Raw genomic sequence first — 20810 nt, forward strand, 5'->3', positions numbered from 1 at the left:
CTACAACAATCTGAAACTAATAGTTGAAACTATGAATATGCATGCAATTAAAGAATCTTAGTCAAGAACCAATGTCATTGACGCCTATATGGAGCAGGATTTATTTATTATTTTTTAATTACTGAAAACATCCTAGCCATCTTTGGCCATAAGCAAGTTTCCATCTATAATTAAAACACTGAAATTTACTTTTAAAAGGCCCAACACATTTTCTCATTGTTCCACCTTGTTCCATATAACAAGCATACCATGGAGCATGATAACTTGCTTTTTTAAATAAATATTCGTCGGCGATAGAAAAACTTGTAAAACTATTTGCATTAATAAAAGTAGCAAAAATGATTAAAAAGCAAAATTTTTTCATAGAAGTATTATATAAAAAATCCAAATGTTTAGCAATAGAGGTACCAGACAGATCTCAAAATTTGAAAGTTGAATTGACCCCTACTTAGTAAAATAAATTTAGGAGTCCCAACTGCTTTTGGTTTATACAAAGAAATAGAAACTTAACCTTGTAAAAAACTAATTCGTTTTAATTGTGATGTCTAAAAAATTATAATAAAATTTTTTCAAATGACTAGTTTGCAAATTTTTTGGTCAATAATTTGTGCGCCAATATTATATTTTTTAATTCGTTTTGTGTTCTTTCATAAAGATAAATCAGGAAAATATGTTGCAACGTTTAATAATACTTTCTTATGGGAGTATGCAAAGTGGTGGGTTAAAGCGATTATATTTTTAATTATACTTGCAATTATCTTATCAGGCGGCACAGGAATATTTGATCTATAATGGCCAACTTAGCTTATATGATACCTCTGATTTAGATTTATTTTGAGTTCTCATCTAAATTTTCTAAATATTCTTTTAGTTTATTTATTTCTATTTCAAAAAATTCTTTATTTTGTCTAACCCTGTATGCTTTAAATTTTTTGTGCACTTTTTTTTCAACGTTGTCTGCGTTTTTGAAAGATTTATAGTACTCTACTTTAAATGGATAAAGTACACCTGTTTCAGAACTAAGTTGATCGGCTCTTTCCTCAGGTAAATTGGTTGTCCATCCAACTTTAAATACATTATTTGGATAACTTTTATTTGATAAAATATAAACATAATTAAAGTTTTCATCAATTCTTACACGCCTTTTTCTAGATCTTTGCACTAAGGTTGTTTTTCTTTCAAAAGTTTCATAATGATTTAATAAAGAATTTCTACAGTCTATAAATTTTTCTTTATTTAAAATATTTGTAAAATGATAATCTTCATCTACAGTAATTTTACCAAGCTCTACAAAAAATTTACCACTGAGATGTAATTTTTTTTCAGCAAATCGAAAATCATCGTGTTTTTCGAAATAACTTTTGTTTACATCTTCAATTTTTGAAAATTCATTTTTTGAACATTGAACAGAACTATCCCATGATTTGTAGCCAATTTTTTGATTTGTAGGATCTAGTTCTTTATTGGTTATATTATCAAAAATAAAAAATCCAAAATCTCTAGATGTTACCTCAAGCTCTTCTCCTTTGGATCCTTTAATATTTAATTTTTTCTTATTTAAAATTGATAACAAATTGTAAGTAATTGTTTCAAAATCATAATCTCGTAAAAATCTTATTTTTTTAATGCCATCTCTACTTATCAATGAATTTGTCAGAGATGTTATTTTTTGATTATAGTATTGTATTTTTTCTTTATGCTTCTCATATTTTGATATCAATAAATAATATTTATTGAATTGTTTGAGAAACGTTTCAGTTTGATTGTCTTTTTCACAAGTTAAGTTTAAGAGTATTTTGCCTTCACTCAGACCACCAAAAAAACCTTTTTTAGCGTAGTAACTTTTCTTAACTAAAATTTTATGTCTTATTTTTAAAAATTCTGTAATTAAATCTTGTTCTGCCTGTTTTATCTTGTCATGGGGAATTAATGTTTGGTACTTTTCATAAGTTTTTAGGTCGTAAATTTCTTTAATTTGTTTAATTGTTTTATTAAAAATAGTTTGTCTTTCTTTTAGAGTTTTGTCATCTAATCTCTCTAAGTTTGCTAAGGATTTTGGATCTTTCTCTTTTTTTCTATAATAATTTCGCCAAACCATTATTTAAATAAGTTTAATCAATTCTCACACGGATATGTATCTTGCATTCCCCAACCCGAGCTTCTCAATAATTTATCTATATTGTCTCTGGCTCTTTGCTCTGGATTTTGATTTTTAGTCATATCTATTTAAAGATATCACATTTTTTAAATTGAGTGGAAGATCATTCTATTAATTAGATAAAATTTAACATACGGACTAATTCCCTAATTTTTTTGCTAAATGTTCAGCTGAAATATGAGTATACCTTTTCAATACTTTGAGATCTTTCCATCCACCTTGAGCTGATATTTCTGTGATACTCCAACCATTCATAGAAGCTCTTGTTGCAAAGGTATGCCTTGTTGAATGAAATCTTTTATTAATTCCTGTCCATTTCTTTAGCTGTTGCCAATAAAAATCAACTGTATCTCCTCTTTCACAATTAATTAATTTCCCGTTGATATTTATTGGAAGTTTATTTATTTCATCCATAGCTCTTTTGGACAAGCCTACTCTTCTAGATAAACCATTTTTAGTTTCTCTTAAAATCACAGTATGTTTTTTAAAGTCTATATCCTCTCTTCTAATTTTTAGAATTTCTCCTCGTCTTATTCCACAATCAAGACCAAGCATAATAACTAACTTTAACCATTTAGCCTTTGAATGCTCCGCTTGTTCTAAAAGAACTTTTTCTTCATCAGGTTCAATCACTTCACCTTTAAACTCTGGTTCTCTTAAACGTTTAATAAACTCACAAGGATTTGTTGGAAGATATATTCCAAGTATTTGCCTTGCATATTTAATCGAGACAGAAACTAAAGTTAAATATTTATTAACTGTACTTGGGTTTAGTTCTTTTAATAACTCTTGCTGATAATCTCTTAAAACTAATGGTGTAACTTGAATTAGTTTTAATCTTGCTATTTTATGATTGCAGAGTTTTCGTGCTTTATATCGTTCAGATTGATAACTCTTTTTATTAATTACTACTTCTTTGATATAACGATTAATTAAATCTTTAAGTAGAATATTATTAGCAGCAGTTAAATCTTCAAATATTCCTTTATCTAACTTACTCTCTTGTTCTCTTGCCCAGCGTTGAGCATCCTCTTTATTTATAAATGTTTTTGATAAGTTTTTAGAATTGTTTCTTCTTATTCTAACTTCCCATTTTCCATTCCGTTTTCTATATCCAGCCATATCTATTGACGCCTCAGAGACGCAAAACAAACTTATGCTTCTAGAATGGTAGCGGGAAGTGGGATCGAACCACTGACCTCGGGCTTATGAGTCCCGCGCTCTAACCAACTGAGCTACCCCGCCAAATTTTTACAAATGGGTTATACTACTTTTAAAAATTGATGCAAATGGCTTTGTTTCATTAAATATCATAAAACTATTGAACAGTAATTCGATGCATTTTACGATTACCATTAAATGCCGTTGCCTGATGTAACATGGATCTATTATCCCATATAGCTATCTGATCTTTTTCCCATTCTAAAGAATATTGAAATTTCTTTTTTGTTTGATGCTTAAATAAAATATTTTTTAAATTCTTAAAATTTTTTAAAGTTTTATTAAAAGCAATTAAATGACCAGGACTGCAATAAATAGTTTTTTTACCATTAACTGATCTTATTATCTTATGTTTAGCAACTAACTTTTTTTTTAATACTCCTTTTTCCTTAGTTCTTTCAATAGTTGTATTTGCAATTGGTCCATTTGAAGAAAAAGTTCCTTTTAAGTTTTTCAATTTATTTTTAAGTTTTAAAGGTAAATGTTTGTAAGCTAAATATTGTGATGAAAAATCAGTATTACCCAATCCTTTCTTAGGTACAATTTTAGAAAATAGCATTGTAAATTTTGGTGGTCTTTTTGTGTAACTAGAGTCTGTATGGAATTGTTCTCCAAAGTTTGGACCTTTGTCAGTAGATTTTCTTTGAACAACAGTTATTTGAGGATATTTTTTACTTAGTCCTTTTAACCTTGGATAAAAAGCAGGTTTTCCAAATATTTTTGAAAATTTTAGATATTCTTTAGAAGTTAGTCTTTGGTTTCTAAAATAAATTAAACCATATTTAATCAAACAAGATTTAATCTTTGTGATATCAGTTTTTGTTAAGGATTTTAGATTGCATTCAATTTCTGCAGCTATATTATTTTTATTTGGAATAACTTTTATCATTCCAATTATTTAATACTAAAATGAAGATTTTAAAATATTAAAACACCAAATAAAACAGCGCCTAATGAGGTTGCTGCAGTAAATAAAATTTTTTTTTGAAACTCTTTTCTTTTATTAACACTCACTCTATTCAATAAGACATTAATATTCGTAGATTTAATTTGATCAAAATTTTCATCATTAACAGTATATCTTTTAACAATCTTATCCTTCAATGATGTGAAAGTATTTTGCATATTAAATATTTAATCACCAAAATTTAAAATTTACAAATTATTAAATTGAAAAGAAAATACCTGCGGCACCAAGTGCTGTTAAAATCAAAACTATCACCGTTGTGTTCTTAAAGTTTTCTTTATCTTGAATTGCTTTGGCTCTCGCCTTTAAAATATTGATATCTACTTTTTGAGTTTTGTTGTTATCTTGTTCTACAGGCTTATCTGTTTGACTGATGATTTTGGGGTTTTCATCAAATGTTGTCATAACATATAAGCCTTTATTAAAGAAAAATAAATATAAACATAAATAGCAAAGAGGATCAAAATGAACTTTGTTCAAATTGGGTTAAATCCACATTGACTGATGTCCATTTTGGGTCATACTAACTTTAAAGTAATATGAAAAAATTAAACTTATCTAAAAAAATAGAAAGTAATGAAATTTATAATTGCCTGATAAACAGCTATAACAAAATTTCTACAGATTGGATTTATCATCAGTGGAATTGGCTTAATCAAAACTATGATGCTTTTAATGATTTAATAAAATATCTTATTTCAATAGCCTTAATAAGAGATACTTTAAAATTTTATCAAACGCTCGGACGTCTTTATGACTATGATACTTATTATTCTTATGACAGTTTACAAATAGATAAATTTAGTATTTCGAACCTTTCGAAAGAATTTAATCTTCCCAAAGAAACAATGAGAAGAAAGTTGCTCGAATTAGAAAAATCTAAAGTAATTAAAAGAAAAGATAAAAAAATATTTTTTGATAGATCGGCATTTAATTTAGTTAAACCCAATAACCAAATTCAAATTACATCAAAATATTTATCAAAAATTTCTAAATTATTATTTCAAGAAAAAAAAATAGATAAAATTATCTCTGAAAAAGAAATAAATGAAAAAATAAAAAAAAATTTTTCTAAAATATGGCTTTGGTATTACGAATTTCAAATTACATTGATGATAAATTGGAAAACTTTTTTTGATGATATAAATTCTTTTTATATTTGGGGCACCCTTTCTTTAAATCAAATATATAATGAAAATAACAAAAATATTAAGCCAGAAATAGAAAATCTGGTATTCGATCAATATCTAGAAAAGGTTCTTAATAATTCTGGTTCTGGATTGAATGTGATGTCAATTTCTGAAATGACTAAAATTCCAAGAGCAACTGTAATAAGAAAAATAAAATATCTTGAGGATGAAAAATTAGTTAAATCAAATTCAAAAAAACAATATTACTTATCAGATTTTACACCATTTAAAATTACCCCTACCATAAAAGATAATTTTAAATTAAAAAGTGAATTTATAGCTAAAGTAATTAATACAATTATTGTTTAAATATTCATTAAATTAAATAGTATAAGCTTATGGAAGTAGTTACAAAAATTGCTCCTATAATTTTAGCATTAATAATGCTTGGTCTAGGTTTGGGTTTAAAATTTGAGGACTTTACTCGAGTATTAAAAGTACCTAAAGATTTTTTTATAGGTCTTTTTTCTCAATTAATCATTCTTCCAATTGTTGCATATGTATTAATTTTAATTTTAAAAACTCCACCCGAGATAGCAATTGGAGTAATGATAATTGCTGCAGCACCTGGAGGTGTTACCTCAAATATTTTAACTAAGTTTGCTAATGGTGATGTTGCTTTATCAATATCTTTAACAGCAGTTATAAGCTTAATAAGCATTGTGACTGTTCCTTTAATTATTTTTACTTCGGCTGATTTATTTGGAATAACAAATATTGCTCAAAATATTTCAATGCTAGGGATAGCTCTAAAAATGTTTTTAGTCGTAACAGTCCCTGTAATTTTAGGAATGATCATAAGAAGATATGCTGAAAACTTTATCTCTTCAAAAGTAGAAATATTTAATAAATTAAATATAATTTTTTTTATTATTTTTTTTATTGCTGCATTTTATGAAGAAAGAGAAAATTTAATTAATTTTATAATCCAAGCAGGTTTAATTACTTTAATTTTGAATATATCAATGATGCTAATTGCATATTATTTAGCAAAGACATTTGCCTCTGGAGTTAAGCAACAAAAATGTATTGCTTTAGAATGTGGTTTGCAAAATGGAACTTTGGCAATATTTGTCTCAACTCAAATATTTGGCACTGATATATTGTATGCAATTCCAACCGGCGCTTATGCAATAATTATGTACATTACAGGTCTAATGTTTGTATTTTTTTTAAAGAATAAGTCTTAATTATTCTTAAAATCTGTTTGCTTCAAAGGTTTAATTAATAATTCTATTGGATATTTTTTCTTTTCAACTTCGATAAATAGATTTTTAGATTGAAGCTCTTCATTAGTGTGATTATTTTTTATATATCCAAAAGAAAGATTTTTTTTGAAATTAAATGAATAATTTCCAGAAGTTGTTCTTCCTATAATTTTATCTTCTAAATAAATTGGTTCATCATGTAACAATAATGGTTCACCAGGTTTGTTATCTTTAAGTGTAAACATTGCAAATCTTCGATCTACTTTTTGATCTTTAATTTTTAATAATGCATCTTTACCAATAAAATCTATGTCCTTTTTATAACTAATTGTAAAATTTAAGCCTGCTTGATATTGATTTTCCTCAGGTGAAATGTCATGACCCCAATGTAGAAAGCCACTTTCCATCCGCATAGTATCTAGAGCATGCATACCACAATTTGATAAGTTAAATTCTTTACCCTTTTCAACTATTAACTCATAAATCTTTTTTGCATCATTAGTTTTTACATATAATTCAAATCCAAGTTCACCCACATAAGATAATCTTTGAGCCCAAATTTTAGTTCCATCAATTAAAATATTTTTAGAAGTTGCAAATTTAAAGTTTTCATTACTAAAATCATCATTACTTAAAGCTTGCATAAAAGATCTACTTTTTGGTCCAAATAAACCTAATACACAATTATCATCAGTTACATCAACTAATTCAACTCCATTAGATAAATGTTTTCTAATATGAAATTTATCTCTTTCTCTTGTTGCAGCTGAACTAATTATTCTAAAATGATTTTCGTTAATACAAACAACAGTTAAATCAGTTTCAATTCCGCCATCTGAATTTAACATATGTGTATAAGTACATTTTCCAATTTCTTTTTTGATATTTGATGTGCAAATTTTTTGTAATTCTGCGTGAGCTTTATCTGATTTTATTTCAAATTTTGAAAAGGGTGTTAAATCATATAATCCAACATTTTTAAATGTATTATTTGTTTCATATTCAACCGATGGATACCAATTTTGATAATTATAACTGTAGTTATATTCTGCTTTTTCTCCATCTAATGAAAACCACATAGGTCTTTCATATCCAGCTGAAACTCCAAAACATGCACCAAAGCTTTTTAATTGATCGTGATATGGAAGTATTTTTACATTTCTAGAGGTTTTATGTTGTTTGAAAGGCCAATGCATTCCGTATAAATCGCCTAGGCTTTCAGTTATTCGATCTTTGATAAAATCTAGCTCTGAATGAAATTTTTGAAATCTTTTTATGTCATAATTAAAAATATCTTCATTAATATGACCCGTCATTAACCACTCTGCAGTTACTTTACCAACTCCCCCACCACTGCCAATTCCAATACTATTCAATCCACAACTTAAAAATAAATTTTTAACCTCTGGCACTTCTCCAAGTAAAGTATTGGTATCTGGAGTAAAAGACTCTGGACCTGCAAAAAATTTTCTAATTCCAACTTTTTCTAAAACAGGAAATCTCTTCATTGAGGCTTCTAAGTAAGGCTCAAAATGATCAAAATTTTCAGGAAACTCTCCAAATGAAAAATCATTTGGTACTCTATTAGTTTTATCGAATGCAGGAATTGATTTTCCCTCAAATATTCCAATTAATAATTTTCCAGCATCTTCTTTAAAATAGGTGCAGCTATCAAAATCTCTAATAACAGGTAAGGTTTTTGGTAATTCTTCTATTGGTTCAGTAATCACATAAAAGTGCTCTGCAGGATATAAAGGAATACTAACCCCCATATCTTGACCAATTTGTCTAGACCACATACCAGTTGCGAGCACAACGTACTCACATTCTATTTCTTGTCCGTTTACTCTAACTCCTGAAATTCTTCCATTTTTAGTTAATATCTTTTCAACTGGAGATTTTTCAAAAATTTGAGCACCATTTAATCTTGCGCCTTTTGCAAGCATATGCGTTACACCACTTGGATCCGCTGCACCATCACCAGGCATCAATACTCCACCCTTAAGATCATCTGTAAAAACCATTGGGTAATTTTTCTTTATTTCGTCTTTGTCTAATATCTTAATATCAACATCATAAAGTTGAGCAGTAGTTGCTTGTCTTTGAAGTTCTTGCCAACGCCCATTGGTTTGAGCAATTGAAAGTGCACCGTTTAATCTTAATCCAGCTGAATGATCAACTTCTTTTTCTAATCTTTTATAAAGATCTAAACTATATTTCCTAATTTTTGTAATAGCTGCTGTAGGACCTAATTGACTTACTAGACCTGCTGCATGCCAAGTTGTTCCTGACGTCAATTGATCTCTTTCAAGAACAACAACATCTTTCCAACCAAATTTAGTTAAATGATAAGCAACTGAACAACCGATAACTCCTCCACCAATTACGACAACTTTAGTTGATGATGGATAGTTTTTTTGCATATAAATGATTATTTCACTTTTATAGGATTATTAAATACTAAGCTTATCAATTTAAATGCGTTAATATATCTCTTTGTGTAAAATATTGGGTTAAAAATCAATCTGACTAACCATCCTAAATACAATTTATCAATTAAAGAGTTTATTGGTGCTTGTTTGCCAGTAAAAAAAGCTATTGCGGCACCAGTACAAATTATTGTGCATTTTTTTTTAATATTTTTTTTCAAATAAAGTCCTAAAATTTCTTGGGTACCCCCTCCAATATTAGTTAATATATAATTAGGTTTTATTTTATTGATCAGTTTTATCAATTTTTTATCTTTTAATTTATTTTGATTATAATGTGGAGCTACATAGCTATTGATATTTTTTACTCCAATTTTTTTTAAGAAACTTTTGTTAGACTTTGAATTATCTTTATCTGGATCTATGCAAAGAATAGATTTATCTTTATTAATTTTAAGATACTCAAAAAAAAATTTTAAAAATTTATACCCAGAAAATTTTATGACATTAATTCCTTTTAATATTTTTAATAAAATAACAAAAAGACCACTGTCAAATAGAGCAAAATCTGAATGTTTTAATGATGTATAGTAATTTTTTTGATGTTCAATTAGCGCTAATGCAGGAGCAGCAGGAAATACAAAATATCCTTTTTTAGAAATAATCTTTTTAAAAGTTTCATCATTAATATTGATAAACTTTATATTTTTAAAAATAACCTGTCTTATCATTAAAAAATTTTAATTTAACTATTTAAATATAGTATTTCTTATATAAGTGAAATATATGATTTTAGATTATGAGCCAGGTGATAAAGTTATTAACCCTTCTAATAAAGAATGGGGAATAGGCCAGGTTCAATCTATCATAAAAGAAAAAGTAACTGTAAATTTTGAGAATGTGGGAAAAAAAGTAATTAACTCTAATAACTTGGAATTAAAAAAACTAAATAAACAATGAATATTGAAAAAATAATTAAGGATTTAAAGCCTACTTTTTATCAAGCTGGTGAATTATCAATTCAATTAAGAAAAAAAGGATTAGATAAAAAAATAAAATCAGACAACACACCTGTAAGTAATGGCGATATAGAAGTAAATAAAATAGTAACTAAAAAAATTAAAGAATTAACTCCTGAGATACCAATTGTATCAGAAGAAACTTCTGATAATAAATCCAATCTTAATTTAAATACATTTTGGCTAGTAGATCCAATTGATGGAACATATGATTATATCAATAATTTAGAAGAATTTACTATTAATGCTGGATTGATTGTTAATAAAGAACCTGCTGCAGGGATTATATATGCACCAGTAAAAAAAAGATTATTTTACTCTTATGGAACAAATGATGCCTTTGAAGATATTAATGGCAGTCCAACAAAATTAGATAGCACAAAAAATTTTGATAAAAATCAAATTAAATTTGTATCTTATTCTAATAAACTTAAGCCAGAAATTGAAAATCTTCATAAGAAATTAAATGTTAAAACATTTACTAAAATGAAAAGTTCATTAAAATTTTGTGTAATTGCTGCAGGTGAATATGATGGTTATGTTGCTGAACCTAGAGCATGTGAATGGGACATAGCTGCTGGTCATGCAATACTAGTGCATGCTGGTGGATCAGTTAAAGATTTTGAAAATAATAAAATTTTATATGGGAAAAAAGATTTCAAAAATCCTAGTTTAATTCTTAAAAGTAAAAGTTTATTATAATGGATGAGCAATTAAGGATAATATTAATAATCATTGTATCAGTTTCAATATTTGGATTAATTGTATTTGTTTTTGTTAGGAATTATATCAAAGCAAAAATTGATGATTTAGTTAAGGAAGAAAATAAAAAAAAACTACAGTAATCCAATCATTTTAGAATATTCATCTTTATCAAGATCCATAACTTTTTTTGAAGTTTCAAAATCAAAACCATTTCTAGCAAGTAGAGATATATCTTTTTTATAAAATAAAGGTCTATTATCATCTGTTCTTGCAGGCCCAATTCTTTTTTTCTTACATAGTTTAATTGCTGAAAAAAAATCTTGATCTGAATTTTGATCTTTAATTTTCTCAACAGTGTCTTTAATAAAAGTATCCTCAATACCTTTTCCTAAGAGATAGTTTCTTATTTTATTAATTGAGCTTCCTCGTTGGATCATACTTCTTGCTTTACTTTCAGAGTAAAATTTATCATTAATGAATTTACTTTTCTCTAAATCAGACAAAACTAAATCAATAAGTCTATTTACATCCTGTTTTTTGACACTGGGGACAGATAATTTTAAATATTTTTTCAATAAATAGGTTTTTAATTGTTGTTTTGAAGGTGCATACTTCTCGGTATATATAAGAGCAAAATTACGCATTTCCTCTACAGTTACTTCAAGTGTTTTTCTTTTATTTCTTATAGGAATCATAAAGAGATTTTATATAATATAATTTAATGATTGAACAAATTTATACCTTCTTTAATTCAGAAATGCTTTATCTTTGGATTAATATAGGTGTACTACCTTTTTGGTTATTATTAATTTTCTTTCCCCAATCTCATCTTTGTAAATACTTTGTGACATCAATATTTCCAATTCTTATATTGAGTGGTGTCTATGTTTTTATTTTATACAAAGCTTATATAGGTGCTTTTGATTTTGATAATAATTTTAGTCTATATCTTGGCATCAATTATTTAACTGAATTATTTAAAGATGAGTATTATTTGCTAATGTTTTGGACCCATTTTGTATCAATAAATTTATTTGTCGGCGGTTGGATACTAAATGATTCAAAAAAATACTATGTGAATAAGATACTTTTATCTTTGCCACTTATTTTAACTTATTTAATAGGCCCTGTTGGGATATTTTTATACTGGATAATTAAAATTTTTTATTCAAAAAAGTTTAATTTATACTAATAAAAAAAATGAATGAATAAAAAGATTTGTATAGTCTATACTCACCACAAGCTTGGTGATTTAATATGGCAATTACCATACATCAAAGCAATTAGTGAATATCACCAAACAAAGATAAGTTTAGTTGTTAGAAAAAAAACACAAGCAAAAAATATATTAAAAGATTTAGAACATATAAAATATATTTTTTATAATGATTTTAGAAAAGGTATTTATTATTTTATTGATACTTTAAAATTATATAAAATATTTAAAAAAGAGAATTTTGACTTTGTTTATATTCTTGACAAAGTTAATAAACCAGCAATTGCAGCTAAACTAGCTGGCATTCAAAATGTTATAGGGCCCGGACTTAGAAATCAAAAAAAGTGGCTAACTAATAAACATTATCTAGAAGAGGACGATTGGAAAAAAAATTATTCAGAACAATCCCAAAAATTTCTAATGTTAAATTCAATTCCACTTAAAAATTTTTTTCCAGAAATAAATATAGATACAAAAGAATTTGAAAAAGATAATCAAGATCTGTTAATAGAGGGAAAAAAAATATCCTTTGGTGTTGACTCATTTGAAGACTTTAAAATGTGGCAGGAGGAAAATTTTATTAGATTAGCAGATATGCTTATTAAAGAAAAAAAATTGAATTATATATATCTTTTATGTGGACCAGATAAATCTCATATTGCAGAAAACATTATAAAATTATCAGGTAAAGATTATTTTATAAATTGTTCAAGTAAAGACCTTTCAGGTGTTATTCTTGCAATAAATAATTCTGAATTTTTAGTGGGTAACAATTCTGGGCCATTAAATTTAGCCGCTGCACTAGGTGTAAAATCTTTTGGGTTAATAGCAAATGATCCTATTAGTGAATTAAAGTATAGCAAAATAATTCCGATAACGCCTGATGATTATCAAGACAATATATGGATAAGAGATAGAGAGGCCATGAAAAGATTAGACGTTCAAAAAGTTTTTGAAACTATTATTAAAAACATCTGAAGATGAAAAATATTGATTTTTATTTTGATGTAATAAGTCCTTACACATTTCTTGCATATAAAAAAATTAAAAATATTAACTCTAAACTTAAAATTAATTTTACTTACAAGCCCATACTTCTGGGAGGTTTGCATAAAAAAGTACAAATAACTCCTCCAGCATTTAATGAGTTTAAAATGAAAAATATGAAAAATGATTGTGAGTTAATTGCAAAAAAAAATAAAATTGAATTTTGTTGGAACGATAAATTTCCAATTAATTCAATTAATATCATGAGGGGATATCTTTTGATAAAAAGCGAATTAAAAGAAAAGTTTATAGATTTTTTTTTTGATGCTTATTGGAAAGATAATAAAGATCTTAATAATATTGAGGAATTTAATAAAATTTTAGAGCACTTAAAAATTAATGCCGAAGAATATTCAAAAGCAATTCAGGACGATAGTATTAAAAAAAAACTGAAAGATTTAACTGATGAAGCCTTTAATAAAGAAATTTTTGGAGCACCAACATTTGTTGTTAATGATAAATTATTTTGGGGTCAAGATCGTCTTGAATATGCAATTGACGAATTAGAAAATTTAGATAAATAAAATCTAAATATGATTAATATTAAAAAAGCTCCAAGTTTTAAATTACCTTCAACTAATAAAGATAACTATTCTTTGAAAGACTCTCTTGGTAAATACGTTGTAATCTATTTTTATCCAAAAGATGACACTCCTGGATGCTCGATTGAAACGAATGATTTTAATAAGCTTCTTCCAAAATTTAAAAAACTAAACTGTGATGTTTTTGGTATTTCAAAAGATACAATAAAAAGTCATGATAAATTTAGAGATAAATACAAAATTAAATTTGATCTTTTATCTGATGAAGATTTAACTGTTTTAAAAAAATATAAAGTATGGGCTAAAAAAAAATTTATGGGTCGAGAATTTATGGGAATATTGAGAACTACTTTTTTAATTGATCCAAAAGGCAAAATCATAAAAATCTGGGAAAATGTTAAAGTTAAAGACCACGCCAAAGACGTTCTTGCTACATTAAATTCTATTCAAAAATAAAAAGGCCCCGAAGGGCCTTTTAGTTATTAACTATTAGAGAGAGTTAAAGTTTTTAAGGGACTCTTTGTTAATGAGTAAACAATGAGAGCAAAGAGCCCCTTGATTGCATGCAATTAGTCTCTTATTGCGTAAGCAATTACACCTGTTTCTGAAACGTCTGTTCCTTTTGTTTCAGCTTCTTTACTTAATCTTAGACCAACAGTTGCCTTCATGATTGACCATATTATGTATGCAACAATGAAGATAAAGATGTTGACTGCAAGTACTCCGATTAACTGAGCACTAAAAGAAGCATCAGGGTTAGTTGCTGGTACAATTAATGTTCCCCAGATACCTGCAAACAAGTGAGCTGGGATCGCACCTACTACATCATCGATTTGTAATGAGAATAATAGTTTAGTACCGTACACAACAATTACACCACCTACACCACCAATTAAAATAGCAGCTAATGGTGACGGCATTAATGGTTCGGCTGTAATTGCAACTAATCCACCAATACATCCATTTAACATTTGTACAACATCTGTTTTGCCAAATCCTAATCTTGTAACAGTTGCAGCAGCCATTACACCACCTGCACCTGCTAAGAATGTATTAATAAAGATTGTTGATACAGCGATTGCGTCATCAGCAGTTCCCATTGCAAGTTGTGAACCACCATTGAAACCAAACCAACCTAGCCATAAAATAAATACACCAATTGTAACTAATGGAATTGATGAAGCAGCAAATGGTTTAATAGGAGCAACACCACCAGACTTTGTAAATCTTCCAAGTCTTGGCCCAATAATCATTGCACCTGCTAAAGCTGCAGCACCACCAGTTGAGTGTACAAGAGTTGATCCAGCAAAATCAGAAAAACCGATTTCAGCTAACCAGCCTCCACCCCACTGCCAACCCATTACGATTGGATATAAAATTCCTGATAAAATTGCTGCAAATAAAAAGAATGGCCATAGTTTAATTCTTTCAGCCATCGCTCCTGATACAATCGATACTGTAGTTGCACAGAATACCATTTGGAAATACCAATCAGATCCATCTGAATAACCCGTATCAATTGCACTACTATCAGACCATGGAATAAAACTTCCTATGTATCCACCTTCTGGTATTCCGTAAGCTAAATTATAACCTACTAACCAGAACATTATTCCAGCAATTGAAAATAAACCGATATTTTTTGCACAAATTACCGATACACTTTTTGAAGTTACCATACCAGATTCTAGCATTGCAAAACCTGCCGCCATAAACATGACAAGGAAACCGCAAATTAAAAATAATAGGGTATTAAATATAAACCCTACTTCTGCTGATACTGTTGTCTCAGCATGTCCAGCACTTGTTAAACCCATTAACATTATTAATGAGAGTAAAGGTGCTGATATTAGTTTAATCATTTTAGTCATAAGACCTCCCGTTTAATAAAAGGACTTATATTTAAGTGACTATTAAAAACTAACGCTGATTAGGTAAAAGGGATATGCAGTATTTGCATATAGTAACAGCCTAAATGCTTATTTGAAAAACATTTAGGCTGTTAAAAAAGTGTTATTTATTGAATACTTCTTTTAAAGCTTTTGCAGGTAAGAACTTAACCTTTTGTGATGCAGCGATCTGAATCTGCTCACCAGTTCTAGGGTTTCTTCCAACTCTTGCTTTTCTTTTAGCTACTTTATAAGTACCAAATCCAGCGATTTTTACTGAATCATCTCCTTTTAAAGCATCTAAAATAGTGTTGGTAATTGTATCAAAAGTTCTTTCAGCATCTGCTTTACTTAGGTTTAAAGCGCTTGAAAGCTTTACTACTAGTTGTTTTTTGTTCATTTTAGCTCCGGTTTTATTGGTTAATTTCTATCTTTCAAAAAACCCCCGTAAAATCAACCTTTTTTTTAGTAGCAATAAAAAATATAAACACAATATCTTGTATAATATTAAATTAGTGTTGATTTTATTAGTTTTTTTAAGATTTTATAAATTTAAATTATCTAAATAAACCAAGGTCTTTTAGGTCATTAAAGGTAGTGAAAAACATCAATGATATCAATAAAAACATCCCGATTCGAAAAAAACCTTCTTGTGTTTTCTGTGATAATGGACGGCCTAAAACCTTTTCAAATGCATAAAACATCAAGTGACCACCATCAAGCATTGGGATAGGGAATAAGTTAACCAAACCAAGACTTATTGAAATATAAGCCATCATGCTAATAAAAGCGAGTAAACCAATATCAGCAACTTGGCCTGATATTTTAGCAATTCTAATTGGACCTCCTAATTGAGAAGTATCGGCCTTACCAACTATCATTCCACCAATGTATTTTAAAGATGAAACACTTACATAATACACTTCATTAAAGGCATGCAATATTGACTGGGCCGGACCGAGTTTTACGTGGTTAACTTGATCATTATAAGCACCAAGTTTTATTCCAACCATTCGTTTATTAATTTTATTCCCTAAATTATCTTCACCCTCAACTAAATCAGGTTTTATCTTTAATATTAATTCATCATAAGAACGTTTAACTTTAAAATCGATAACATCAGCAGTAGACATCATTATATATTTGGAGACATCCATGATGCTTTGAACTTCATTGTTATCTATTTCTAAAATAACATCTCCTTCTTTAAGACCACCCACCATAGCAGGACTATTTTTTTGAACTTCATTAATCACCGCTGGTGTAAAATCCTTACCAATAAAAGTATAAATTGAAAAAAAGATCACTAATGCCAATATAAAATTAGCTAAAGGCCCACCAAAAACAATTAATGCTCTTTGATATAAAGGTTTTAAGGTAAATAATTTATCTTGTTCTTCTTTGCTGTATTTTTTTATGATTTCATCGTGATCAGCTTGTGAGTAAACATTCCGGTCTCCAAAAAACTTAACGTAGCCTCCAAGTGGGATCCAGCATATCTTCCATCTAGTGCCAGATTTATCGTTCCAACCAAATATCTCTTTACCAAATCCAATTGAAAAATCAGTAACCCCTACTCCATATTTTTTGGCAAAATAATAATGACCGTACTCATGGATAAACACCACAATTAAAATCAAAACTATAAATGGCACTATATATGTAAGCATAATAATTTATTGTATCTAATTTTTAATTTATCTCAACCTCTCAAAAAACTCTTTAATTTAAGTTATTTTTGATTGCTGTTGCTAGATTTGAAGAACTTTGTGCACCTGAAATATAATCTTTTCCTATTTCAAAAAATGGAACTCCCGTTATATTTTTTTCATTAGCAATTTTTCTATAGGAATTAACTTTTTCAATATTCTCTAAATTAAAGAATTCATTAATTTTATTTTCATTGATATCAAATTGTTTACCTATATTGATTAAAATTTCTTTGTCTCCAATATCAAGTCCTTCTATGAAATAGGATTGATAAATTTTTTCTTTAATTTCATTTTGTTTATTTTCTTTTTCAGCTAAATTAATCAATAGGTGTGAAAGAACAGTATTGGGTGTTTTTTTTATAATATCTAAATTAAAATTAAGCCCTTCTTTATTGGCTTCTTCAACCATTCGGTCATACATGGGTTGTGCATTTTCTTTACTACCAAACTTTATTTCTAAGTATCTACTTCGCTCTATTCCTTCTTTTGGCATATCAGGATTAAGTTGAAATGGCATATGCTCTATTTCAAATTGAACATCTTTAAATTCTGCTAAAGCTTTATTTAGTCTTGAGTGACCAATATAACACCAGCCACAAATGGTATCTGCAAATACTTTTATTTTCATCGTTTCTGATACATTTTATTAATTTAAAAGATAAGGGATATTAGAATAAACATCCCTATTAATTTTAAAGTCATGCTGGTTACGCCGCCTTGAACCAACCAAACAGAAAATTTAATCCAGAAATTTTTCATAGTTAAAATAAAGTTTTATCAACTACCTTGCAGCTATAGCTTCCATAAGCACCAGAAATTCTATCTAAAGTATCAGGTTTAAAGTCACGAGGTTCACCAATTTCTTTCATTTTTTTACTTTTCCAAAATGTAATGAATTCTTTAGTCCATTTGACAACTTCTACTTCAACCCCATCAAGAATAAGTAGTTGTTTTTCATCATTAACAATAAAACTAGTTTTGTAATTAGTCGTGCTTACACAGGATAAATAAATATCCTTAGCATAAGAATTGCTACCAAAAATTAATGTAAAAGTTAAAATAATAAAAAGTTTTTTCATAATCGAATTACCTTCTAGCAGGGGTTTCTGATGCAATATACTGATCTCTTACTCTTTCTCTAAAATAAATATAAACCCCAGCAGAAATAATACATATTACTCCTATCAACGTTCTTAGAGATGGGATTTCATTAAATAAGAAATATCCAGGGATCATTGACATAATAATTAATGAATATTCAAATAAAGACACAACAGATGGGGATGCAACAATATAAGCTGAAAATATACAAACAAAAGCAATAGAAGCAGCTATGCCAAAGAATAATATAAATTTCCAAGTATAATCAAAATTTGAAAACCACTCTCTAAATATAAATTGAGTTGTTGGATCAAAGTTTACATTATTAAACTGACCGCTTCCCATAAATACATAAATCACACCACATAACATAAGAGCAATTAAATAAAAGTAATAAAGCTGGGTGTTTACATCATCTTTATCTGAAGTGTACTTCGTAATCGTCATTGAAGCTGCGTAAAGTAAAGCGCTTAATACAGGAAGTAAATTTCTAAATTCAAATTCTGAAAAATTAGGATTTAGTACAATTAATACACCGGTAAAACCAAATGCAATTGCTGACCATCTTCTAATTCCAATAAATTCTTTTAAGAAAAACTTTGCAAAGATAGAGACAAAGAATGGACAAGAAAAAAATAAAGCATTGGCGGTTGCAAGTTGCATATAAGTTAAAGAAATGAAGAAAAATGAAAATGCAAAAAAATGAAGTATGACCCTTACAATAGTTAAAATAGGATAATGAGTTTTAAGAGTTACTTTCTGCCCTCTAAATTTGATGTAACAAAACAACAATATTGCAGCAACCAAGTATCTGCCAAAAAATATTTCATACAAAGCTGATTGTTCAAAGATAAACTTAATTAAAGAGTCTTGCATTGCAAACAAGCTCATTGCAATCATGATCAAGATAATCCCTTTGGAATTATTATCAGCTGTCATAAAAGTGATAGAATAACACTGCTAGCTAAAGCGCAATAAGAAAGTAAATCATTTCTTCTTAAATTTAAAATATAATGAAAATAAAATAAGACCTACTAAGACAATCCCAACAAATACTCTTAAATATTGATTAAAGAATACATCTATTAATTCAATCATTTAAAAACTTTATAATTATCTAAAATTAAAAATAAATTACTTTAATTGACAGTGACTATTTTCAACGATACAGCCAGCCTGTTCCATTTCATCATCAAAAATTTTTGGATGTCTTAAAGCATAAAGATTGGTTAGATAATTAACACCATATCGTTTGAACTTACCATCGCTAGTCAATGCACCACTCTCATGACCAAATGATGTAATATCCTCTAATAAATTACCCTCTTTATTATAAAGGGCAGTTTTGCCATAACAGTTGCAAAAATAAGTTCTGTTATGCTTTGGCTCGATATCAACAAAGATTGAAGTACCTCTAATTCCAATAGTACCATTTGGAACCTCAACTGTTAATTCATCCTTACGTTTTCCAAATACTGCATGAACAGATCCTTGAATAACTTTTAATAATTTTTTAGATGCAAATTCAATTTTTGTATCGGGTCTAATTAAAAAAAAGTCATCTTTAAATTTTATAATTGATTTTTCATCTTTAGTTTCAATTGTAGTGTTATCTAGATCCTTAAAATTTGTACTTGCTTGTTTTCCATCAATAAAAAAATTTCCTGATAAAATCTTATTAGTTTCTGAAGCAAAAACTAAACTGGGGCTTAAACCAGAAGCTAATAAAAGTTGAGTAGTTAATTTGATAAATTTTCGTCTATTATAAAAATCTGTATTCTTAAACATTATTATTTATATCACATTTAAATGATTTTGATTAAATAATTTAAATAATAATAAATTCAACTATTGATATTTTGCGCTGGTAATGAATTCATTGAAGCTTTCACACCAAATCACAATAGTGTTGTATTTATTAACTTGAATATCGTTAGAAACTTCAATTGCAAAATTTTTAAATGATTTTACTTCTGCTACGTATTTAGCATTGTCTTTGATTGCCAAAAATTCGTCCTCATACTCTACAAACTTATTTGTTAGATAGAGTTTATAATCTGGACCAGGTGCAATGGAGCCATTGACTGTGATTTTGTCGTTAGAAATTGTAACTTTAGCCTCCCCCCAATGAAAAAGATCGCTACCTTTTAAATCTTTAACAAATTCTGTTTGATATAACGCCTTTTGTTCATATTCATTAATCTTAAGTGTATCTAGTGATTTTGGTGCAGTTAAAATTGGTAAAAAATAAACACCTAGACCAAAACCCACTATGAGCACAAATAGATGACTAAACAAAAGTAGTGCTTTATTTTTCATTATCATTGATCCTATAAATCAAGTTTGATTAATATCAAAGTCATTTTAGAACAATAATTGCTTTAATGATTATATTGACTAGGATTA

Annotated in this window: 27 protein-coding genes and 1 tRNA gene; 10 read left to right on the forward strand and 18 right to left on the reverse strand. The window is 27.9% G+C overall.

The features are described from left to right. Positions 1-118: 118 nt before the first annotated feature. Positions 119-364: a hypothetical protein gene (locus B9N70_RS03750; protein ID WP_085114471.1), complete on the reverse strand. Its 246-nt coding sequence runs from the start codon at positions 362-364 to the stop codon at positions 119-121. 209 nt (positions 365-573) lie between these two features. Between B9N70_RS03750 and B9N70_RS03755 the strand changes: the two genes are divergently transcribed. Further along, the gene (locus tag B9N70_RS03755; protein ID WP_085114472.1) at positions 574-792 is read left to right on the forward strand and encodes a hypothetical protein; all 219 of its coding nucleotides are present in this window, start codon (positions 574-576) and stop codon (positions 790-792) included. A gap of 37 nt (positions 793-829) precedes the next feature. Here the strand turns inward: B9N70_RS03755 and B9N70_RS03760 are convergent, their stop codons facing one another. From B9N70_RS03760 to B9N70_RS03785, 6 genes are all read right to left on the reverse strand, one after another. Then, on the reverse strand, positions 830-2098 hold the full coding sequence (locus B9N70_RS03760; RefSeq protein ID WP_085114473.1) for a GIY-YIG nuclease family protein: 1269 nt from the start codon (positions 2096-2098) through the stop codon (positions 830-832). A 198-nt stretch (positions 2099-2296) separates the two neighbouring features. Further along, a complete protein-coding gene (locus B9N70_RS03765) occupies positions 2297-3280 on the reverse strand; it encodes a tyrosine-type recombinase/integrase (protein WP_085114474.1) in 984 nt (327 codons plus the stop codon). Between the two features lie 46 nt (positions 3281-3326). Beyond that, positions 3327-3403 (reverse strand) — tRNA-Met (locus B9N70_RS03770). Between the two features lie 73 nt (positions 3404-3476). Further along, on the reverse strand, positions 3477-4268 hold the full coding sequence (locus B9N70_RS03775) for a TauD/TfdA dioxygenase family protein (RefSeq protein ID WP_085114475.1): 792 nt from the start codon (positions 4266-4268) through the stop codon (positions 3477-3479). 29 nt (positions 4269-4297) lie between these two features. After that, positions 4298-4504, reverse strand: coding sequence for a hypothetical protein (locus tag B9N70_RS03780; protein WP_085114476.1), 207 nt, complete (start codon positions 4502-4504; stop codon positions 4298-4300). 40 nt (positions 4505-4544) lie between these two features. Beyond that, entirely contained in the window at positions 4545-4751 is a 207-nt protein-coding gene (locus tag B9N70_RS03785) for a hypothetical protein (RefSeq protein WP_085114477.1), read from the reverse strand. A gap of 134 nt (positions 4752-4885) precedes the next feature. Here B9N70_RS03785 and B9N70_RS03790 point away from each other — a divergent pair, with 134 nt between their 5' ends. Both B9N70_RS03790 and B9N70_RS03795 read left to right on the forward strand, forming a co-directional pair. Next, positions 4886-5845 (forward strand): hypothetical protein, encoded by a 960-nt coding sequence (locus B9N70_RS03790; protein WP_085114478.1) that lies wholly within the window; start codon positions 4886-4888, stop codon positions 5843-5845. Positions 5846-5874: 29 nt separating this feature from the next. After that, on the forward strand, positions 5875-6726 hold the full coding sequence (locus B9N70_RS03795; protein ID WP_085114479.1) for a bile acid:sodium symporter family protein: 852 nt from the start codon (positions 5875-5877) through the stop codon (positions 6724-6726). Here the strand turns inward: B9N70_RS03795 and B9N70_RS03800 are convergent. Next, complete coding sequence (locus B9N70_RS03800; protein ID WP_085114480.1) at positions 6723-9167, reverse strand: GcvT family protein; 2445 nt, start codon at positions 9165-9167, stop codon at positions 6723-6725. The genes B9N70_RS03795 and B9N70_RS03800 overlap by 4 nt on opposite strands. 8 nt (positions 9168-9175) lie before the next feature. Then, positions 9176-9904 (reverse strand): WecB/TagA/CpsF family glycosyltransferase, encoded by a 729-nt coding sequence (locus tag B9N70_RS03805; protein WP_085114481.1) that lies wholly within the window; start codon positions 9902-9904, stop codon positions 9176-9178. A gap of 55 nt (positions 9905-9959) precedes the next feature. On the opposite strand from B9N70_RS03805, the gene B9N70_RS03810 reads away from it, so the two are divergent. From B9N70_RS03810 to B9N70_RS07105, 3 genes are read left to right on the forward strand one after another with little or no spacing between them, the layout of a single operon-like run. Beyond that, positions 9960-10133, forward strand: a complete 174-nt coding sequence (locus tag B9N70_RS03810) for a DUF3553 domain-containing protein (protein ID WP_085114482.1) — start codon at positions 9960-9962, stop codon at positions 10131-10133. Further along, positions 10130-10894 (forward strand): 3'(2'),5'-bisphosphate nucleotidase CysQ family protein, encoded by a 765-nt coding sequence (locus B9N70_RS03815; protein ID WP_085114483.1) that lies wholly within the window; start codon positions 10130-10132, stop codon positions 10892-10894. The genes B9N70_RS03810 and B9N70_RS03815 overlap by 4 nt, the downstream gene beginning before the upstream one ends. Further along, complete coding sequence (locus B9N70_RS07105; RefSeq protein WP_172819950.1) at positions 10894-11037, forward strand: hypothetical protein; 144 nt, start codon at positions 10894-10896, stop codon at positions 11035-11037. Before B9N70_RS03815 ends, B9N70_RS07105 begins: the two co-directional genes overlap by 1 nt. On the opposite strand, the gene B9N70_RS03820 is transcribed toward B9N70_RS07105, so the two are convergent. Beyond that, positions 11029-11592 carry a regulatory protein RecX gene (locus tag B9N70_RS03820; RefSeq protein ID WP_172819951.1) on the reverse strand — a complete coding sequence of 188 codons (564 nt, stop codon included), beginning with the start codon at positions 11590-11592 and terminating at the stop codon, positions 11029-11031. The two genes, B9N70_RS07105 and B9N70_RS03820, sit on opposite strands and share 9 nt — an antisense overlap. 26 nt (positions 11593-11618) lie before the next feature. Here B9N70_RS03820 and B9N70_RS03825 point away from each other — a divergent pair, with 26 nt between their 5' ends. Genes B9N70_RS03825 through bcp form a run of 4 tightly spaced genes read left to right on the forward strand, consistent with a single transcriptional unit; the run spans position 11619 to position 14158 of the window. After that, positions 11619-12089, forward strand: a complete 471-nt coding sequence (locus B9N70_RS03825) for an ABA4-like family protein (RefSeq protein WP_085114484.1) — start codon at positions 11619-11621, stop codon at positions 12087-12089. Between the two features lie 12 nt (positions 12090-12101). Beyond that, positions 12102-13091, forward strand: coding sequence for a glycosyltransferase family 9 protein (locus tag B9N70_RS03830; RefSeq protein ID WP_085114485.1), 990 nt, complete (start codon positions 12102-12104; stop codon positions 13089-13091). 2 nt (positions 13092-13093) lie between these two features. Beyond that, positions 13094-13684 (forward strand): 2-hydroxychromene-2-carboxylate isomerase, encoded by a 591-nt coding sequence (locus B9N70_RS03835; protein ID WP_085114486.1) that lies wholly within the window; start codon positions 13094-13096, stop codon positions 13682-13684. A gap of 9 nt (positions 13685-13693) precedes the next feature. Continuing rightward, positions 13694-14158, forward strand: a complete 465-nt coding sequence (bcp, locus tag B9N70_RS03840) for a thioredoxin-dependent thiol peroxidase (protein WP_085114487.1) — start codon at positions 13694-13696, stop codon at positions 14156-14158. 113 nt (positions 14159-14271) lie between these two features. Here the strand turns inward: bcp and B9N70_RS03845 are convergent, their stop codons facing one another. The 8 genes from B9N70_RS03845 to B9N70_RS03880 all read right to left on the reverse strand — a co-directional run bounded on the left by B9N70_RS03845 (position 14272) and on the right by B9N70_RS03880 (position 20723). After that, positions 14272-15573 (reverse strand): ammonium transporter, encoded by a 1302-nt coding sequence (locus B9N70_RS03845; protein ID WP_085114488.1) that lies wholly within the window; start codon positions 15571-15573, stop codon positions 14272-14274. 142 nt (positions 15574-15715) lie between these two features. Continuing rightward, positions 15716-15991 carry an HU family DNA-binding protein gene (locus B9N70_RS03850; protein WP_085114489.1) on the reverse strand — a complete coding sequence of 92 codons (276 nt, stop codon included), beginning with the start codon at positions 15989-15991 and terminating at the stop codon, positions 15716-15718. Positions 15992-16148: 157 nt separating this feature from the next. After that, the gene (gene rseP / locus B9N70_RS03855; RefSeq protein ID WP_085114490.1) at positions 16149-17261 is read right to left on the reverse strand and encodes an RIP metalloprotease RseP; all 1113 of its coding nucleotides are present in this window, start codon (positions 17259-17261) and stop codon (positions 16149-16151) included. 52 nt (positions 17262-17313) lie between these two features. Further along, complete coding sequence (locus B9N70_RS03860) at positions 17314-17931, reverse strand: DsbA family oxidoreductase (protein ID WP_085114491.1); 618 nt, start codon at positions 17929-17931, stop codon at positions 17314-17316. Positions 17932-18064: 133 nt separating this feature from the next. Next, positions 18065-18382 carry a hypothetical protein gene (locus tag B9N70_RS03865; protein ID WP_085114492.1) on the reverse strand — a complete coding sequence of 106 codons (318 nt, stop codon included), beginning with the start codon at positions 18380-18382 and terminating at the stop codon, positions 18065-18067. 7 nt (positions 18383-18389) lie between these two features. Then, positions 18390-19343 (reverse strand): DMT family transporter, encoded by a 954-nt coding sequence (locus tag B9N70_RS03870; protein WP_085114493.1) that lies wholly within the window; start codon positions 19341-19343, stop codon positions 18390-18392. 195 nt (positions 19344-19538) lie between these two features. Then, positions 19539-20192 carry a FecR domain-containing protein gene (locus B9N70_RS03875; RefSeq protein ID WP_085114494.1) on the reverse strand — a complete coding sequence of 218 codons (654 nt, stop codon included), beginning with the start codon at positions 20190-20192 and terminating at the stop codon, positions 19539-19541. Between the two features lie 60 nt (positions 20193-20252). Further along, complete coding sequence (locus tag B9N70_RS03880; RefSeq protein WP_085115125.1) at positions 20253-20723, reverse strand: DM13 domain-containing protein; 471 nt, start codon at positions 20721-20723, stop codon at positions 20253-20255. Positions 20724-20810 lie beyond the last annotated feature (87 nt).

The sequence above is a fragment of the Candidatus Pelagibacter sp. HIMB1321 genome (genome assembly GCF_900177485.1).
Taxonomy (GTDB): domain Bacteria; phylum Pseudomonadota; class Alphaproteobacteria; order Pelagibacterales; family Pelagibacteraceae; genus Pelagibacter.

Excerpts from the sequence above, each read along its gene's own strand:
- B9N70_RS03750 (WP_085114471.1), bottom strand. The coding sequence starts at position 364 with ATGAAAAAATTTTGCTTTTTAATCATTTTTGCTACTTTTATTAATGCA.
- B9N70_RS03755 (WP_085114472.1), top strand. The coding sequence starts at position 574 with ATGACTAGTTTGCAAATTTTTTGGTCAATAATTTGTGCGCCAATATTA.
- B9N70_RS03760 (WP_085114473.1), bottom strand. The coding sequence starts at position 2,098 with ATGGTTTGGCGAAATTATTATAGAAAAAAAGAGAAAGATCCAAAATCC.
- B9N70_RS03765 (WP_085114474.1), bottom strand. The coding sequence starts at position 3,280 with ATGGCTGGATATAGAAAACGGAATGGAAAATGGGAAGTTAGAATAAGA.
- B9N70_RS03775 (WP_085114475.1), bottom strand. The coding sequence starts at position 4,268 with ATGATAAAAGTTATTCCAAATAAAAATAATATAGCTGCAGAAATTGAA.
- B9N70_RS03780 (WP_085114476.1), bottom strand. The coding sequence starts at position 4,504 with ATGCAAAATACTTTCACATCATTGAAGGATAAGATTGTTAAAAGATAT.
- B9N70_RS03785 (WP_085114477.1), bottom strand. The coding sequence starts at position 4,751 with ATGACAACATTTGATGAAAACCCCAAAATCATCAGTCAAACAGATAAG.
- B9N70_RS03790 (WP_085114478.1), top strand. The coding sequence starts at position 4,886 with ATGAAAAAATTAAACTTATCTAAAAAAATAGAAAGTAATGAAATTTAT.
- B9N70_RS03795 (WP_085114479.1), top strand. The coding sequence starts at position 5,875 with ATGGAAGTAGTTACAAAAATTGCTCCTATAATTTTAGCATTAATAATG.
- B9N70_RS03800 (WP_085114480.1), bottom strand. The coding sequence starts at position 9,167 with ATGCAAAAAAACTATCCATCATCAACTAAAGTTGTCGTAATTGGTGGA.
- B9N70_RS03805 (WP_085114481.1), bottom strand. The coding sequence starts at position 9,904 with ATGATAAGACAGGTTATTTTTAAAAATATAAAGTTTATCAATATTAAT.
- B9N70_RS03810 (WP_085114482.1), top strand. The coding sequence starts at position 9,960 with ATGATTTTAGATTATGAGCCAGGTGATAAAGTTATTAACCCTTCTAAT.
- B9N70_RS03815 (WP_085114483.1), top strand. The coding sequence starts at position 10,130 with ATGAATATTGAAAAAATAATTAAGGATTTAAAGCCTACTTTTTATCAA.
- B9N70_RS07105 (WP_172819950.1), top strand. The coding sequence starts at position 10,894 with ATGGATGAGCAATTAAGGATAATATTAATAATCATTGTATCAGTTTCA.
- B9N70_RS03820 (WP_172819951.1), bottom strand. The coding sequence starts at position 11,592 with ATGATTCCTATAAGAAATAAAAGAAAAACACTTGAAGTAACTGTAGAG.
- B9N70_RS03825 (WP_085114484.1), top strand. The coding sequence starts at position 11,619 with ATGATTGAACAAATTTATACCTTCTTTAATTCAGAAATGCTTTATCTT.
- B9N70_RS03830 (WP_085114485.1), top strand. The coding sequence starts at position 12,102 with ATGAATAAAAAGATTTGTATAGTCTATACTCACCACAAGCTTGGTGAT.
- B9N70_RS03835 (WP_085114486.1), top strand. The coding sequence starts at position 13,094 with ATGAAAAATATTGATTTTTATTTTGATGTAATAAGTCCTTACACATTT.
- bcp (WP_085114487.1), top strand. The coding sequence starts at position 13,694 with ATGATTAATATTAAAAAAGCTCCAAGTTTTAAATTACCTTCAACTAAT.
- B9N70_RS03845 (WP_085114488.1), bottom strand. The coding sequence starts at position 15,573 with ATGACTAAAATGATTAAACTAATATCAGCACCTTTACTCTCATTAATA.
- B9N70_RS03850 (WP_085114489.1), bottom strand. The coding sequence starts at position 15,991 with ATGAACAAAAAACAACTAGTAGTAAAGCTTTCAAGCGCTTTAAACCTA.
- rseP (WP_085114490.1), bottom strand. The coding sequence starts at position 17,261 with ATGCTTACATATATAGTGCCATTTATAGTTTTGATTTTAATTGTGGTG.
- B9N70_RS03860 (WP_085114491.1), bottom strand. The coding sequence starts at position 17,931 with ATGAAAATAAAAGTATTTGCAGATACCATTTGTGGCTGGTGTTATATT.
- B9N70_RS03865 (WP_085114492.1), bottom strand. The coding sequence starts at position 18,382 with ATGAAAAAACTTTTTATTATTTTAACTTTTACATTAATTTTTGGTAGC.
- B9N70_RS03870 (WP_085114493.1), bottom strand. The coding sequence starts at position 19,343 with ATGACAGCTGATAATAATTCCAAAGGGATTATCTTGATCATGATTGCA.
- B9N70_RS03875 (WP_085114494.1), bottom strand. The coding sequence starts at position 20,192 with ATGTTTAAGAATACAGATTTTTATAATAGACGAAAATTTATCAAATTA.
- B9N70_RS03880 (WP_085115125.1), bottom strand. The coding sequence starts at position 20,723 with ATGAAAAATAAAGCACTACTTTTGTTTAGTCATCTATTTGTGCTCATA.